Genomic DNA, 12804 nt, shown 5'->3' with positions numbered 1-12804 from the left:
ATTCGCGCATCCAGCGGCAGACCCCTAGTCGATCAGAGCCTAGCCAGCTCCGGCATATCGCCGCTCAAGCCCAGCGCTTGGCGAACGAACAGCGCTTTGGCTGCGGGCAGAGCCTGAACACCTTTCAACCCGGCATTACGCAACCAACGCAGCGGCAGTGGGTCGGCTTGGAACAAGCGCTCGAACCCCTCCATTGCCGCCATCATGGCCAAGTTATGGGGCATCCGACGCCGCTCGAAACGCCCCAACACCCGCGGGTCACCCAGCCGAACACCACGCGATACCGCGCCCTGGATCACTTCTGCAAGCACCGCTGCGTCGAGCAACCCAAGGTTGACGCCCTGCCCGGCCAACGGATGAATGGTGTGAGCAGCGTCGCCAATCAATGCCAACCCGGGCTGTACGTAACGTTTTGCATGGCGTTGGCGCAGCGGGATGCATAAGCGCGGATCGGCCTCGACTATTTCACCCAAGCGATATTCGAAGGCGCGACCAAGCGCCTGACAAAACGCATCATCGTCCAGCGCCATCAACCGCTGCGCCTCGGCCTCCGTGACAGACCAGACGATGGAGCACCAATGGGCGTCGCCCTCCCGCTGTAAGGGCAGGAATGCCAGCGGTCCTTCGTCGGTGAAGCGCTGCCACGCAGCCTGCTGGTTCGGCTCAACACAGCGCACGCTGGTGACTATGGCGTGATGCAGATAATCCCATTCGCGGGTTTCGCAGCCGGCCAGTTGGCGGACCGTAGAGTTGGCGCCGTCGGCAGCGACTATAAGTCCGGCGCTCAGCTGCTGACCGTCATCCATCGTCAGCGTCCAACCGTTATCGTTCTGCTGCAGCTGCTCAAGACGGGCGTTGCCCTTGAGCTCCACCGAACCACGGCTCTTCAGCGCCTCCAGCAGAGCATCCTGCACGACACGATTCTCGACGATGTGACCCAATACATCGGCATGCACCGCGGCCGCGGAGAAATCAATATGGCCAGTGCCGGAGCCATCCCACACGTGCATGTCCAGATAGGGACTAGCGCGTCGATCAACAATCCCCTGCCAGGCGCCCACACGCTGGAGAATCCGCTGACTGGCAGCCGACAGGGCACTGACGCGAGGCTCGAAGGAGTCCGAGGGTTTGAACGGCTGCACTTCCAGCGGTCCGCCGTCGACCAGTTTGATGGTGAGGCCGGAATCCTGCAGGGCCAGGGCCAAGGTACTGCCAACCATCCCAGCGCCAACGATGATGAGGTCCGCTTGCATTACTGCTCTCTCCTGTTCGCCTAGCCTGCAAATTTGGTAGGTCCGCTCGACTGCGCTAACGCTCGCTCGAGCATCGTGCCTTACGGCTCAGCGTGGCAGCTACTGGTCGCGCATCGACGGAGCATTTAACGCGGCCCTAACGCTCGCGTACGCCCATTCCCATTGCCTGTCTCGCGAACCAGGCCTTGGCGGGCGGCAGCAGATCCAGCCCCAGCAATCCAAGATTCCGCCCGGCAATGAAAAGGCGCCCCGAATCACCGAACAGCTGGGTCAGTTGATCGGAAAAACCCACCGTGACGCGCTGGTCCGAGCGCTGCTTTTGATGGTAAGCCTGCAATACGCCCAGGTCGCCCGGAGGCGCCGAACTGCCCAAGAGCGCGACCGCAAGGGCCTCGGTGTCACGGAGGGAAAGGTTGTAACCCTGCCCGGCGATAGGGTGCAAGCTGTGCGCAGCATTACCCAGTACGACCAGGCCAGAGCGAACCTGCTCTTCAGCCTCGATCAGCACAAGCGGATAGAGGTGCCGCGCGCCAACCTGCTGAAAACCGCCAAGCCGATAGCCGAACGCCTGCTGGAGCTCTTCGAGGAACTCCGCTTCAGGGAGCGCGGCAAGACGCGCTGCATCCCGTTCCGGCCGAGTCCAGACCAGAGCGCAGCGGTTATCCGGCAGCGGCAGCAACGCCATCGGCCCCTCATCGGTGAAGCGCTCGAACGCGCGCCCCCCGTGCGGCATACCGGGCGTAACATTGGCGATCAGCGCCGTTTGCCAATAGGGCGATTGCTTGATTTTGATGCCGAGCTGCTCACGCAACCCTGAGCGACCACCATCGGCCAGAACCGCGAGATCACAGTCGAGCGTCTGACTGTCGGTCAATGTCAGCTGATAGCCGCCCGGCACGGCTCGCATCTGCTCGACTTCAGCAGGGCAATGGCGAACCACTACGTCGTCATCGAGTGCTTGCCAGAGACAATGGCCGATCCAGGCGTTTTCCACGACATAACCCAGCGCCGGGACACGCTGACTACTAGCGTCAAGCCTGGTGACACCTGCACGACCGCGGTCCGATATATGGATATCGGTGATTGGCTCTGCACGTTCGGCGATCTGATCCCATATACCCAGGCGCTGGTAAATAAGCCGGGTCCCGTAGGACAACGCGGTAGAACGCGCGTCATAGCTGGGCTGGTAGTGGTTGCCCGGCTCGAACGGCTCGATCAGCTCGATCGTCCAGCCACGCTGTTTCGCTCCACTTTGCAGTGCCAACGCCAAACTCGCGCCGACCAGCCCACCTCCGATGATCGCCAACGTTGCCATCTACGCGACCTCGGCGGAAACCGCCATCAGTGCCTCGATCTCGTCAACGGACTTAGGCACACCGCCAGTAAGAATTTCGCAACCGTTGCGGGTGACCACCACATCATCTTCGATGCGTACGCCGATGCCGCGCCACTTCTTTGCCACGTCCTGATTGTCAGCCGCAACATAGATGCCCGGCTCGACGGTCATCGCCATGCCGGGCTCCAGCACGCGCCATTCGCCGCCGACCTTGTAATCGCCGACATCATGCACGTCCATGCCCAACCAGTGGCCGGCGCGGTGCATGTAGAAGGGTTTGTAGGCTTCGGCGGCAATCAGCTCATCGACGTCACCCTGGAGCAATCCCAGCTCGACCAATCCGGCTGTGATTACCCGAACGGTCGCCTCGTGGGCCTCGTTCCAATGCCTGCCGGGCGCGATATGCTTGAAGGCTTCTTCGTTGGCAGCCAGGACCAGCTCATAAATAGCTTTCTGCTCGGGCGAAAAGCGGCCGCTGACCGGAAAGGTGCGGGTAATGTCGCTGGCGTAGCAATCAATTTCACAGCCGGCGTCTATCAGCACCAGGTCGCCATCCTTGAGCAGCGCGTCGTTCTCACGGTAGTGCAGGATGCAAGCGTTCTTTCCGGCCGCGACGATGGAACCGTAGGCCGGCATCTTCGCTCCGCCTTTGCGGAACTCGTAATCCAGCTCGGCTTCGAGATGGTATTCGTAGAGTCCAGCACGGCTGGCCTGCATGGCACGGATATGGGCGCGCGCTGAGATCTCCGCTGCGTGCTTCATCACCTTTATTTCGTTCGCCGACTTGTACAGGCGCAGGTCGTGCAGCAGATGGTCGAGGGCGACGAATTCGTTCGGCGGCTGCGCCCCCTGACGGGCCTTGGAGCGGATCGTGTTGATCCATTCCATCAAGCGATGATCGAATTCTTGGTTGCTGCCGATCGCGTAATAGACGCGTGAACGTCCTTCGATCAGACCGGGAAGGATGTCGTCTATATCGCCGATGGGGAAGGCATCATCAGCGCCGTAGTCCGAAATCGCGCCATCCTGACCCGCGCGCAGACCATCCCATAACTCGCGAGCCGGATCGCGTTCGCGACAGAACAGCACATACTCGCCGTGCTCTCGACCTGGGATCAGCGCAATCACTGCCTCTGGCTCGGGAAATCCGGAGAGATATTGAAAATCACTGTCCTGACGGTAGATGTGCTCGACGTCGCGGTTGCGAATGTACATCGGCGCGGCCGGCAGGATGGCGATGCTGTTAGGTTCCATCTCAGCCATCAGCGCCTTGCGCCGGCGGACATATTCCGACTTGGGGATACGGGTCATGGACGAGCGGTCCTCAATGCAGGGAAGGCTTGGGCGTCGGCGGTACCGGCTTAGCGCACTCAGTGAATAGCAGCAGGGGCGCTACGCGCAGGTATTCCGTGACCTCCATGTAGTCATTCTCGCCATCTTCGGACTCATCCAGCGAGTCCTGGATCTGCGCGATGGCCGCCAGATCCTGAAGCACTTCCATCGCTTCGCCGCTCAGCGCACGATCGCCGGCGACCAGGCCAAATCCTGTCAGGAAACTCTGGCACCACTGACCCAGAGCCAGCGCACGCTCGGTCAGCGATGCTTCATCGCTCGGCAGCAGCAGGACGATGGTGATGTCATCACCGGCGAGTTCGCCTTTGACCATTTCTTGCAGTCCGATAAGTGCTTGGCGCACCGGCTCGTCAGGTTCAGCACCAAGCAGCTCGACAGCATCGCTCAGCCAGGTTTCGGCATCGAAACCAGCGCCGGCGCAGCTGCGCCCGAGCAACAGTCCATGTAGCTCGGCGGGTGTGACGGGTTGGGCACTGCTGGCCAACAATGTAGCGAAAGCAGCGTAAGGCGAGTTCTGAATGGGCATTGGCAGCTAGGCGCGCAGAGGCGCTAATGTCTAGAATGAAGGCCTTGTATCCTAGCATCGGCATACGAGCCAAGACCATCGAAGCCGGCCCACCCAGCGCTCGCGCCACTGACCCGGGAATCCCATGGAAGACGCCGACCTGCAATTGCTGACTGCCAAGCTGGAGCAGCTGATTCAGCGTACCGAACAACTCAAGGCGCAGAATCGACTCCTGCGACAGAGTGAGCAGGCGTGGCGCGAGGAGCGCGCTCATCTGATCGAAAAGAACGAAATGGCCCGCGTGAAGGTCGAATCAATGATTTCGCGCCTGAAAGCTCTGGAGCAGGACTCATGACCCAGCCGAACACCGTTACCGTGCACATCATGGACAAGGAATATTGCATCTCCTGCCCACCCGAAGAACGCAGCAATCTGGAAGGCGCCGCCCATTACCTGGACCGCAAAATGCGTGAGATCCGCAGCAGCGGCAAAGTCATCGGCGCTGATCGCGTTGCAGTCATGGCCGCGCTGAACATCACTCACGAGCTGCTACATAAGCACGACCGACTGGATGCCGAAGCCAACAGCGCACGGGAGCATGTACGTTCCCTGCTAGAACGAGTCGACAGCGCACTGGCCGCCGATCCAAACCCAACCGGCAACTGATGAACGGTAGCCAGATTGCGTTATAATCCCGCTCACTCCCTGGCATGTTCGCCAGTCGGCGATGACCCTCTCCCGATAAGCAACACAATGGAGGCTACACGTAGTGCCGGTGTGCATGTCCGCCTGACGGAAAGCCTTAAGGTACTCTGTAGTCGCCACCTTGAACTCTCGGGTTCAAGGGCCTACGCGGGCAGCGGCATGCTGGGGAGCCTCATTTCATGATCGTAGCCGAAGGCCTTTCTCGCCCGGCGCTGCGACGTCAGTTGCGCCAAGCGCGCCGCCAGCTTTCTCCGACTCAGCAACGTCGGGCAGCACGAAATCTCTACCGACAACTGGCCCAGCACCCGATTTTTCGCCGGGCTCGCCACATCGCCTTTTATCTGCCCAACGACGGCGAGATCGACCCCCGCCCGTTAATGCTTGAAGCGCAGCGTCGCGGCAAGGCGACCTATCTGCCAGTGCTCAACGCCTGGCCGCGGACACGCATGGTGTTTCAACGGCTCATGCCGAACGAGCGCCTGGCGCCGAATCGCTTTGGCATTGCAGAACCCGCGCTTCGCCCGAACCGGCAAAGGCGCATCTGGACACTCGATCTGGTACTGATGCCTTTGGTGGGGTTTGACGAGGACGGTGGGCGCCTGGGCATGGGCGGCGGCTTTTACGACCGAAGCCTGGCATATCGCGGCAGGCGCAAAAATGGTCACAAACCGACACTTCTTGGGCTCGCGCATGAGTGCCAGAAGGTGGACAGACTACCGCTAGAACCCTGGGATGTGAGTCTGCAGGCTACCGTGACGGACCAGAGTTGGTACGGGGGATGAGGCGGGTGATGCGGAGAGTGTCGCTAGCCGCATCCATGCGGCAGACTCGATCAGCGTTGAAGCTGCTGAGAGTGACTGATCGGAACCATCGAAGACGAATCTCCTGATTGCTCCCAAAGGCCCTGCGTATAGCCGGTAGTGACGACACCGAGGCCGAAGATCAGCACCAATATCCAAAGAATATCTGGCTTGCGTTTCATAGTTTTCGCCTCCCCCTGCCAGGCGAATAGTTTCATTCGAGTCAGTATCGTTTTAGTTTTTCAGACTCGACAATGCCAACCTCAAGCGCGGCATTCTCCGCTATGCACCGATGCCACGCAAACAGGCGTTGCGACCGGTTGTCGGGGAGTTTCGCTTGAGGACCCAAGATGCAGATAGCAGCGAGCAAAGACCATGCCGTACTGGCTCATGAAGTCCGAACCCGACGAGTTTTCAATCGCAAACCTACAGCAACTAGGAACTGGTCGCTGGGACGGTGTGCGCAATTATCAAGCGCGCAACTTTCTACGAAACATGACCGAGGGGGACCTATTCTTCTTCTATCACTCCAGCTGCGCAGTACCGGGTATCGCCGGTATCGGAAAAATCACCCGCAGCGCTTATCAGGACCCAACTGCACTGGATTCTGCTAGCCCGTATTACGATGCGAAGGCAACTACGCCCAAAAATCCCTGGGATGCTGTGGACGTAGGCTTCGTCGAGCGTTTTCCGGTGACATTGACCCTGCCCCAACTGAAAGCGCAGCCGGCGCTTTCGCAGATGCCGCTCGTCAAGAAAGGTAGCCGGCTCTCGGTCATGCCTGTTACCGAGACGGAATGGCAGGCCGTGCTTTCACTCCGTTGACTCAGCAAGCCGCCCGCTGGAACCACGGTTACTGAATGATCAGATTGTTGAACAGAAGGTCGTCGACCAAGGGCTTGCCTTCTTCTTGAGTCAACACCGCCTGTACCTGTTTGAGCGCTTCCTGACGTAACGCTTCCTTGGCTTCGACCGAGCCGAGACTGGCGTCCGTTTGCTGGGAAAACAGTATGACCAGCTGATTCCGAATGAGCGGCTCATGGTGCTTGACCTTGGCCTCGGCTTCGCTGCCGGTTACTCGCAGCGCGATATCTGCCTTGTAGTACTTGAGCTTACCGTCGGAGCCATAGTTGCCGACCAATGCGGGTACCAACCCGTAGTAGATAGTCTTTGCAGCTGCGCCCTCTTCGGGCTCGGGGGAGTTGGCGAATACGGGCAGCGCGAGGCCCAGGGCCAGACAGAGAAGAATGATGCGTTTCACAGAGCTGCTCCTAAGGCTATTGGCACCAGCATACCCAGTGATACGCACGGACCCAAGCCCAGCCTTATGAATTGCCATCAGAGCCGAGCATGCTCGTTGCGTCGCCCGAGCAGCCTTCTAGACTGACCGGACACAACCCAGGCCATGAGTGCCATCAGTCCAGATACGACAATAAAAGGAAACTCGATGAAAGCTGTCCTGTGCAAAGCATTCGGCCCGGCCGAAAATCTCGTCGTAGAAGAGTGCGACAGCCCTCAGATCAAGAAGGGCGACGTGCTGCTCGATGTGCACGCAGCGGGCGTCAACTTCCCAGACACACTGATCATCGAGGGCAAGTATCAGTTCAAGCCACCGTTTCCGTTTTCCCCAGGTGGCGAGGCGGCTGGGGTGGTCGCGGCCGTAGGCGAAAAGATTACTCACCTGAAGGTCGGTGACCGCGTCATGGGTCTAACCGGCTGGGGCAGTTTCGCTGAACAGGTCGCGGTACCTGGGCACAACGTATTGCCGATCCCTCAGGAGATGGATTTTGAGACCGCCGCGGCTTTTAGCATGACCTACGGCACCTCGATGCATGCACTGAAGCAGCGCGCCAACCTGCAGCCGGGCGAAACCTTGCTGGTTCTCGGCGCGTCCGGCGGGGTCGGCCTGGCTGCCGTAGAGATCGGCAAGGCAATGGGGGCAAAAGTCATTGCCGCCGCCTCGACTGCCGAGAAGCTGGAAGTGGCAAAAAAAGCAGGAGCTGACGAACTCATCAACTACAGCGAAACCAGCCTCAAGGAAAAGCTGAAAGAGCTTACTGCTGGCCAGGGCGTCGACGTCATCTACGACCCGGTTGGCGGCGCACTGTTCGAAGAAGCGTTTCGTAGCATCGCCTGGAATGGTCGCATGCTGGTGGTCGGTTTCGCAGCAGGAGATATCCCATCGCTTCCCGCCAACCTGCCACTTCTGAAAGGCGCCTCGCTTGTGGGTGTGTTCTGGGGGTCCTTTGCCCAACGGCAGCCACACGACAACGCGGCCAACTTCAAGCAGCTTTTCGCATGGCACGCCGAGGGCAAGCTGAAGCCACTGGTGTCACAGACATTTGCCCTGGAGCAGGTAGCCGATGCAATCAATACGCTGGGGCAGCGCAAGGCGGTGGGCAAGCTGGTCGTGAAGGTCCGCTAAAGAGGATCCGCTCGTTGCCCACAGCTGTGTGCAACGAGCGGCCGCCGAATCAATGGGCGGTAGCTGGACTCTCGCCGCCCTGCTGCATGCGCGCCATTTCCTGGGCGTAGAGCGCGTCGAAGTTCACCGGCGCCAGCATCAAAGCAGGGAAGGAGCCGCGCGTGACCAGGCTGTCGAGTGTTTCCCGCGCATAGGGGAACAGGATATTTGGGCAAAACGCACCAAGCGTATGGCTCATGGCCTGCGCTTCGAGGCCCTTGATCAAGAAGATACCGGCCTGCTGAACTTCAGCAATGAACGCCACTTCCTCACCGGTCTTGACGGTTACGGAAAGCGTCAGCACCACCTCATGGAAATCACCTTCCAGCGACTTCTGCTTAGTGTTCAGATCCAGCGCAACGCTCGGATTCCATTCTTGGCGGAAGATTTCCGGACTTTTCGGGGCTTCGAAAGAGAGGTCACGGACATAGATCCGCTGCAGGGAAAACTGCGCGCCCTGCTCTTCCTGACCTGCGGCGGCACCGTTGTTTGCTTGTTCAGTCATGTGAAGCCTTCTTGTTGTGCATGTCGAGTTTGAGTCGCGCCGCCCGTAGCAAGGTTTCACCCGCTACCGACAGGCCGTTTTATTCGAGTCACGCCTGAAGCATCGCGTCCAGGCGGCCAGCTCGCTCCAACGCGTGCAGCTCATCGCAGCCACCAACGTGTTCGTCACCAATCCAAATTTGCGGGACAGATGTTCTCCCAGCCTTTGCCGCCATCTCCGAGCGCAACGCAGGCTTACCGTCGACGGGGATTTCCTCGTAGCTGACGCCCTTGCGATCAAGCAGGCTCTTAGCCCTGATGCAAAACGGGCACCAGGCGGTGGTGTACATGACGACTTTGGACATAATTATTTAACCACTGGCAGATTTTCGCCGCGCCAGCTGGAAATCCCTCCGGACAGCTTCGCGGCAGTGAAGCCCGCCTTCTGCAGTTCACGGCAGGCCGTTCCGGCGTGCTGGCCCATGGCATCAACGACCACGATGGTCTTGCCCTTGTGCTTTTCCAGCTCGCCCAGTCGGCTGACCAGCTTCTCGTGGGGAATGTTCAATGAGTCGACAATATGGCCCGCGTCGAACTCCTTCTTCGCGCGCACGTCCAACACCACGCCTTCGTCGCGGTTGACCAGACCGGTCAGCTCGCGGTTGCTCAGGCTCTTGCCGCCCTTGCGTGCCTCGGTGATGGCGAGAAGCACAAGCAACACCAAGAAGATGCTGACAAGAACATAGTGGTTAGAGACAAATTCAATCAGGTTAGCGACCATCTAAAGGGTACCCGGGGGATAAAATGCGGGCCAGTATACACAGCCCCCCCACCAGGCTGAACCCTGCGAATCGTGACGCCCAACCGGCCAACTATTAGACTGGCCGCCTTTTTTCGCGACCCCGTGCAAGGAGCCAGACACATGCCCGCCGCGCCCAAACCCCTGGTATTGATCATTCTCGACGGCTTCGGACACAGCGACAATCCTGAATTCAATGCCATCCACGCCGCCAACAAGCCCGTCTATGACCGCCTGCTCGCCAGCCAACCGCACGGACTGATCTCTGGCAGCGGCATGGATGTGGGTCTGCCGGACGGGCAGATGGGCAATTCCGAAGTGGGCCACATGAACCTGGGCGCGGGCCGCGTTGTGTACCAGGACTTCACGAAGGTCACCAAATCCATCCGCGACGGCGAGTTCTTCGAAAACCCCACCATCTGCACCGCCGTCGATAAGGCAGTGGGTGCAGGCAAGGCCGTGCATATCCTCGGCCTGCTTTCCGACGGAGGCGTTCACAGCCACCAGGATCATCTGGTTGCCATGGCTGAGCTGGCCGCAAAGCGCGGCGCCGAAAAAATCTACCTGCATGCCTTCCTTGATGGCCGCGACACGCCGCCCAAGAGCGCCCAGCACTCCATCGAACTTATGCAAGCGACCTTCACCCGTCTGGGCAAAGGGCGGGTTGCAAGCCTGATCGGGCGCTACTTCGCCATGGACCGTGACAACCGCTGGGACCGGGTCGAGCAGGCGTACAGCCTGATCGTTGACGGCAAAGCCGACTACCACTCCGATTATGCTGTTGACGGTTTGATAGCCGCCTATGAGCGCGGCGAGAGCGACGAGTTCGTCAAGGCCACCACCATTGGCGAGCCGGTCCGTGTCGAGGATGGCGATGCCGTGGTGTTCATGAACTTCCGCGCCGACCGTGCACGTGAACTGACGCGCTGCTTCGTCGAGCCTGGCTTCAGCGAGTTCCAGCGCGCCCGGGTACCGCAACTGGCTGGCTTCGTCATGCTGACGCAATATGCAGCAAGCATCCCGGCGCCCAGCGCGTTTGCCCCGGAAGGCCTGACCAACGTGCTCGGCGAATATCTCGCCAACAACGGCAAGACCCAACTGCGCATTGCTGAGACCGAGAAATACGCCCACGTCACCTTCTTCTTCTCCGGCGGCCGCGAGGACCCCTTTGCGGGCGAAGAGCGCATTTTGATTCCGTCTCCGCAAGTCGCCACTTACGACATGCAGCCTGAGATGAGCGCGCCCGAAGTGACCGATCGCATCGTCGAGGCCATCGAGAACCAGCGTTACGACGTGATCATCGTCAACTACGCCAACGGCGACATGGTTGGCCACACCGGCGTGTTCGAGGCCGCGGTCAAGGCGGTGGAATGCCTGGACAAGTGTGTCGGACGGATCGTTGAAGCGTTGGAAAAGGTCGGAGGCGAAGCGTTGATCACCGCCGATCACGGCAACGTCGAGCAGATGGAGGACGTCATGACCGGCCAGGCGCACACCGCCCATACTTGCGAGCCGGTTCCCTTCATCTATGTTGGCAAGCGTAACCTGACCATCCGAGAAGGCGGCGTGCTCGCCGATGTCGCACCGACCATGCTGACGCTGCTCGGCATGCCGGTACCGGCAGAAATGACCGGCCGCTCAATTGTCGAGCTGAGCTGATAGCTGGAAGCTGGAAGCTGGAAGCTGGAAGCTGGAAGCTGGAAGCTGGAAGCCAGGCTGTTACCTCCAGCTCTGGGGTTCAAGCTTCCAGCTTGGTTTTTAGGCATACTACGGCAGTCGTTGAACTCACGGTTACGCCCTCTCATGCCCCGTATTCTTCTTGTATTAGCGCTTTTTTGCCTGCTTGGCCCAGCCATGGCCGACGAGCGCGCCGATGCGCGCAAGCAGATCGAAGCGGCGCGCCAGGACGTCGCGGAATTGCAGAAGCTGCTCAAGCAGATCGAACAGGAGAAATCCACGGTCCAGAAGCAACTGCAGACTACCGAAAGCGAGATGGGTCAGCTGGAGAAACAGGTCGACTCTTTGCAGCAGGAAATCGATCGCAGCGAAGCCGAGCTGGAACGCCTCAACGACGAGAAAGCCACGCTTGAAGGTGCGCGCCTCGAACAACAGCGCCTGATTGGCATTCAGGCGCGCGCGGCTTATCAGAGCGGCCGCCAGGAATACCTGAAGCTGCTGCTCAACCAACAGAATCCAGAAAAATTCAGCCGCACGCTGACCTACTATGACTATCTCAGCAAAGCCCGCTTCGAGCAGCTCGAAAGCTTTAACGAGACGCTACGCCAACTGGCCGGCGTAGAAGCCGGCATTCAGAAGCAGCAGGCAACACTAGCCGAACAGCAGGACGGCCTCAAACAACGCCGCGAGCAACTGGCCGAAGTCCGCAAGGAGCGTCAGGTAACGCTGGCCAAACTTGATAAAGACTTGTCCAGCCGCGACCAGAAGCTCAAAGCACGCAAGCAGGAGCAGGCGCAGCTGGAGCGGGTGCTCAAGACCATCGAAGAAACCCTTGCTCGCCAGGCGCGTGAAGCCGAGCAGGCGCGTCAACGCGCGTTGGCCGAGGCCCGCGAAGAGCAGGCACGCCAGCAACAGGCCGGCCGCACTCCATCAGCACCGGCCGGCCCAATAGTCTCAAGCGCTGGCGGGAATTTTGGCGGTCCTTTCGCCAAGGCCAAGGGCAAGTTGCCCTGGCCGGTAGACGGAAGATTGGTGGCACGCTATGGCACTCCCCGCGGTGGCGACGCTCGAACCAAGTGGGACGGCGTGCTGATCGGCGCCGACGTTGGTACCCAGGTCCGAGCCGTGCACGGGGGCCGGGTGGTATTCGCTGATTGGTTGCGTGGCGCCGGCCTGTTGGTGATCCTCGATCACGGCAACGGCTACCTGAGCCTTTATGGGCACAACCAGAGCCTGCTGCGTGATGCAGGAGACATCGTCAAGGCGGGCGATCCGATCGCCACCGTAGGAACCAGTGGCGGGCAAGAAGCTGCCGCACTGTATTTCGCCATTCGCCAACAGGGTCGCCCGAGCGATCCGGCACAATGGTGTCGTGCGCAGGGATAAGCCGAGCCGGCTGTTAGCGCGCCCCTCACAACTGGAGTCAAAC

Annotated in this window: 16 protein-coding genes and 1 other RNA gene; 8 read left to right on the top strand and 9 right to left on the bottom strand. The window is 60.0% G+C overall.

Annotated elements, in window-relative coordinates; translation table 11 throughout:
• Positions 1-32 precede the first annotated feature (32 nt).
• From RT21_RS02830 to RT21_RS02815, 4 genes are all read right to left on the bottom strand, one after another.
• Positions 33-1253 carry a 2-octaprenyl-3-methyl-6-methoxy-1,4-benzoquinol hydroxylase gene (locus tag RT21_RS02830; protein ID WP_046161529.1) on the bottom strand — a complete coding sequence of 407 codons (1221 nt, stop codon included), beginning with the start codon at positions 1251-1253 and terminating at the stop codon, positions 33-35.
• A gap of 136 nt (positions 1254-1389) precedes the next feature.
• Positions 1390-2568 (bottom strand): 2-octaprenyl-6-methoxyphenyl hydroxylase, encoded by a 1179-nt coding sequence (gene ubiH, locus RT21_RS02825; RefSeq protein ID WP_046161528.1) that lies wholly within the window; start codon positions 2566-2568, stop codon positions 1390-1392.
• On the bottom strand, positions 2569-3900 hold the full coding sequence (gene pepP / locus RT21_RS02820; protein ID WP_046161527.1) for a Xaa-Pro aminopeptidase: 1332 nt from the start codon (positions 3898-3900) through the stop codon (positions 2569-2571). It abuts the gene before it with no gap.
• A 13-nt stretch (positions 3901-3913) separates the two neighbouring features.
• Positions 3914-4468 carry a YecA/YgfB family protein gene (locus RT21_RS02815; protein WP_046161526.1) on the bottom strand — a complete coding sequence of 185 codons (555 nt, stop codon included), beginning with the start codon at positions 4466-4468 and terminating at the stop codon, positions 3914-3916.
• A 124-nt stretch (positions 4469-4592) separates the two neighbouring features.
• On the opposite strand from RT21_RS02815, the gene RT21_RS02810 reads away from it, so the two are divergent.
• The 4 genes from RT21_RS02810 to RT21_RS02800 all read left to right on the top strand — a co-directional run bounded on the left by RT21_RS02810 (position 4593) and on the right by RT21_RS02800 (position 5934).
• The gene (locus tag RT21_RS02810; protein WP_019341928.1) at positions 4593-4802 is read left to right on the top strand and encodes a TIGR02449 family protein; all 210 of its coding nucleotides are present in this window, start codon (positions 4593-4595) and stop codon (positions 4800-4802) included.
• Positions 4799-5113, top strand: a complete 315-nt coding sequence (locus RT21_RS02805; RefSeq protein WP_046161525.1) for a cell division protein ZapA — start codon at positions 4799-4801, stop codon at positions 5111-5113. The genes RT21_RS02810 and RT21_RS02805 overlap by 4 nt, the downstream gene beginning before the upstream one ends.
• Before the next feature lie 33 nt (positions 5114-5146).
• A non-coding RNA gene (gene ssrS / locus RT21_RS23155) (6S RNA) lies at positions 5147-5325 on the top strand.
• A 6-nt stretch (positions 5326-5331) separates the two neighbouring features.
• Positions 5332-5934 carry a 5-formyltetrahydrofolate cyclo-ligase gene (locus tag RT21_RS02800; RefSeq protein WP_046161524.1) on the top strand — a complete coding sequence of 201 codons (603 nt, stop codon included), beginning with the start codon at positions 5332-5334 and terminating at the stop codon, positions 5932-5934.
• A gap of 50 nt (positions 5935-5984) precedes the next feature.
• Here the strand turns inward: RT21_RS02800 and RT21_RS02795 are convergent, their stop codons facing one another.
• A complete protein-coding gene (locus RT21_RS02795; protein WP_045423487.1) occupies positions 5985-6170 on the bottom strand; it encodes a hypothetical protein in 186 nt (61 codons plus the stop codon).
• 157 nt (positions 6171-6327) lie between these two features.
• Between RT21_RS02795 and RT21_RS02790 the strand changes: the two genes are divergently transcribed.
• A complete protein-coding gene (locus tag RT21_RS02790) occupies positions 6328-6777 on the top strand; it encodes an EVE domain-containing protein (protein ID WP_046161523.1) in 450 nt (149 codons plus the stop codon).
• A gap of 28 nt (positions 6778-6805) precedes the next feature.
• On the opposite strand, the gene RT21_RS02785 is transcribed toward RT21_RS02790, so the two are convergent.
• Positions 6806-7213, bottom strand: a complete 408-nt coding sequence (locus tag RT21_RS02785; protein WP_045423484.1) for a flagellar basal body-associated protein FliL — start codon at positions 7211-7213, stop codon at positions 6806-6808.
• Positions 7214-7399: 186 nt separating this feature from the next.
• On the opposite strand from RT21_RS02785, the gene RT21_RS02780 reads away from it, so the two are divergent.
• Positions 7400-8377 carry an NADPH:quinone oxidoreductase family protein gene (locus tag RT21_RS02780; RefSeq protein WP_046161522.1) on the top strand — a complete coding sequence of 326 codons (978 nt, stop codon included), beginning with the start codon at positions 7400-7402 and terminating at the stop codon, positions 8375-8377.
• Between the two features lie 49 nt (positions 8378-8426).
• On the opposite strand, the gene secB is transcribed toward RT21_RS02780, so the two are convergent.
• The 3 genes from secB to RT21_RS02765 form a co-directional block, all read right to left on the bottom strand.
• Positions 8427-8921, bottom strand: coding sequence for a protein-export chaperone SecB (gene secB / locus RT21_RS02775; RefSeq protein WP_045423480.1), 495 nt, complete (start codon positions 8919-8921; stop codon positions 8427-8429).
• Positions 8922-9009: 88 nt separating this feature from the next.
• On the bottom strand, positions 9010-9264 hold the full coding sequence (gene grxC, locus RT21_RS02770; RefSeq protein WP_045423478.1) for a glutaredoxin 3: 255 nt from the start codon (positions 9262-9264) through the stop codon (positions 9010-9012).
• A gap of 2 nt (positions 9265-9266) precedes the next feature.
• Positions 9267-9680, bottom strand: coding sequence for a rhodanese-like domain-containing protein (locus RT21_RS02765; protein ID WP_045423476.1), 414 nt, complete (start codon positions 9678-9680; stop codon positions 9267-9269).
• 141 nt (positions 9681-9821) lie between these two features.
• On the opposite strand from RT21_RS02765, the gene gpmI reads away from it, so the two are divergent.
• Both gpmI and RT21_RS02755 read left to right on the top strand, forming a co-directional pair.
• Positions 9822-11357, top strand: a complete 1536-nt coding sequence (gene gpmI / locus RT21_RS02760; RefSeq protein WP_046161521.1) for a 2,3-bisphosphoglycerate-independent phosphoglycerate mutase — start codon at positions 9822-9824, stop codon at positions 11355-11357.
• 144 nt (positions 11358-11501) lie between these two features.
• Positions 11502-12761 carry a murein hydrolase activator EnvC family protein gene (locus RT21_RS02755; protein ID WP_045423472.1) on the top strand — a complete coding sequence of 420 codons (1260 nt, stop codon included), beginning with the start codon at positions 11502-11504 and terminating at the stop codon, positions 12759-12761.
• Positions 12762-12804: the final 43 nt, after the last annotated feature.

Origin of the sequence: Pseudomonas sp. 10B238, from assembly GCF_000970615.1 — a bacterium.
In the GTDB taxonomy this organism is placed as follows: domain Bacteria; phylum Pseudomonadota; class Gammaproteobacteria; order Pseudomonadales; family Pseudomonadaceae; genus Stutzerimonas.
The sequence above is the reverse complement of the archived record's forward strand: the minus strand, read 5'-3'. Positions and strand labels throughout refer to the sequence as shown.

Coding starts and splice junctions, on each gene's coding strand:
- RT21_RS02815 (WP_046161526.1), bottom strand. CDS start 4,468: ATGCCCATTCAGAACTCGCCTTACGCTGCTTTCGCTACATTGTTGGCC.
- RT21_RS02800 (WP_046161524.1), top strand. CDS start 5,332: ATGATCGTAGCCGAAGGCCTTTCTCGCCCGGCGCTGCGACGTCAGTTG.
- RT21_RS02765 (WP_045423476.1), bottom strand. CDS start 9,680: ATGGTCGCTAACCTGATTGAATTTGTCTCTAACCACTATGTTCTTGTC.
- RT21_RS02795 (WP_045423487.1), bottom strand. CDS start 6,170: ATGAAACTATTCGCCTGGCAGGGGGAGGCGAAAACTATGAAACGCAAG.
- RT21_RS02805 (WP_046161525.1), top strand. CDS start 4,799: ATGACCCAGCCGAACACCGTTACCGTGCACATCATGGACAAGGAATAT.
- RT21_RS02790 (WP_046161523.1), top strand. CDS start 6,328: ATGCCGTACTGGCTCATGAAGTCCGAACCCGACGAGTTTTCAATCGCA.
- RT21_RS02780 (WP_046161522.1), top strand. CDS start 7,400: ATGAAAGCTGTCCTGTGCAAAGCATTCGGCCCGGCCGAAAATCTCGTC.
- gpmI (WP_046161521.1), top strand. CDS start 9,822: ATGCCCGCCGCGCCCAAACCCCTGGTATTGATCATTCTCGACGGCTTC.
- grxC (WP_045423478.1), bottom strand. CDS start 9,264: ATGTCCAAAGTCGTCATGTACACCACCGCCTGGTGCCCGTTTTGCATC.
- ubiH (WP_046161528.1), bottom strand. CDS start 2,568: ATGGCAACGTTGGCGATCATCGGAGGTGGGCTGGTCGGCGCGAGTTTG.
- pepP (WP_046161527.1), bottom strand. CDS start 3,900: ATGACCCGTATCCCCAAGTCGGAATATGTCCGCCGGCGCAAGGCGCTG.
- RT21_RS02830 (WP_046161529.1), bottom strand. CDS start 1,253: ATGCAAGCGGACCTCATCATCGTTGGCGCTGGGATGGTTGGCAGTACC.
- RT21_RS02810 (WP_019341928.1), top strand. CDS start 4,593: ATGGAAGACGCCGACCTGCAATTGCTGACTGCCAAGCTGGAGCAGCTG.
- secB (WP_045423480.1), bottom strand. CDS start 8,921: ATGACTGAACAAGCAAACAACGGTGCCGCCGCAGGTCAGGAAGAGCAG.
- RT21_RS02755 (WP_045423472.1), top strand. CDS start 11,502: ATGCCCCGTATTCTTCTTGTATTAGCGCTTTTTTGCCTGCTTGGCCCA.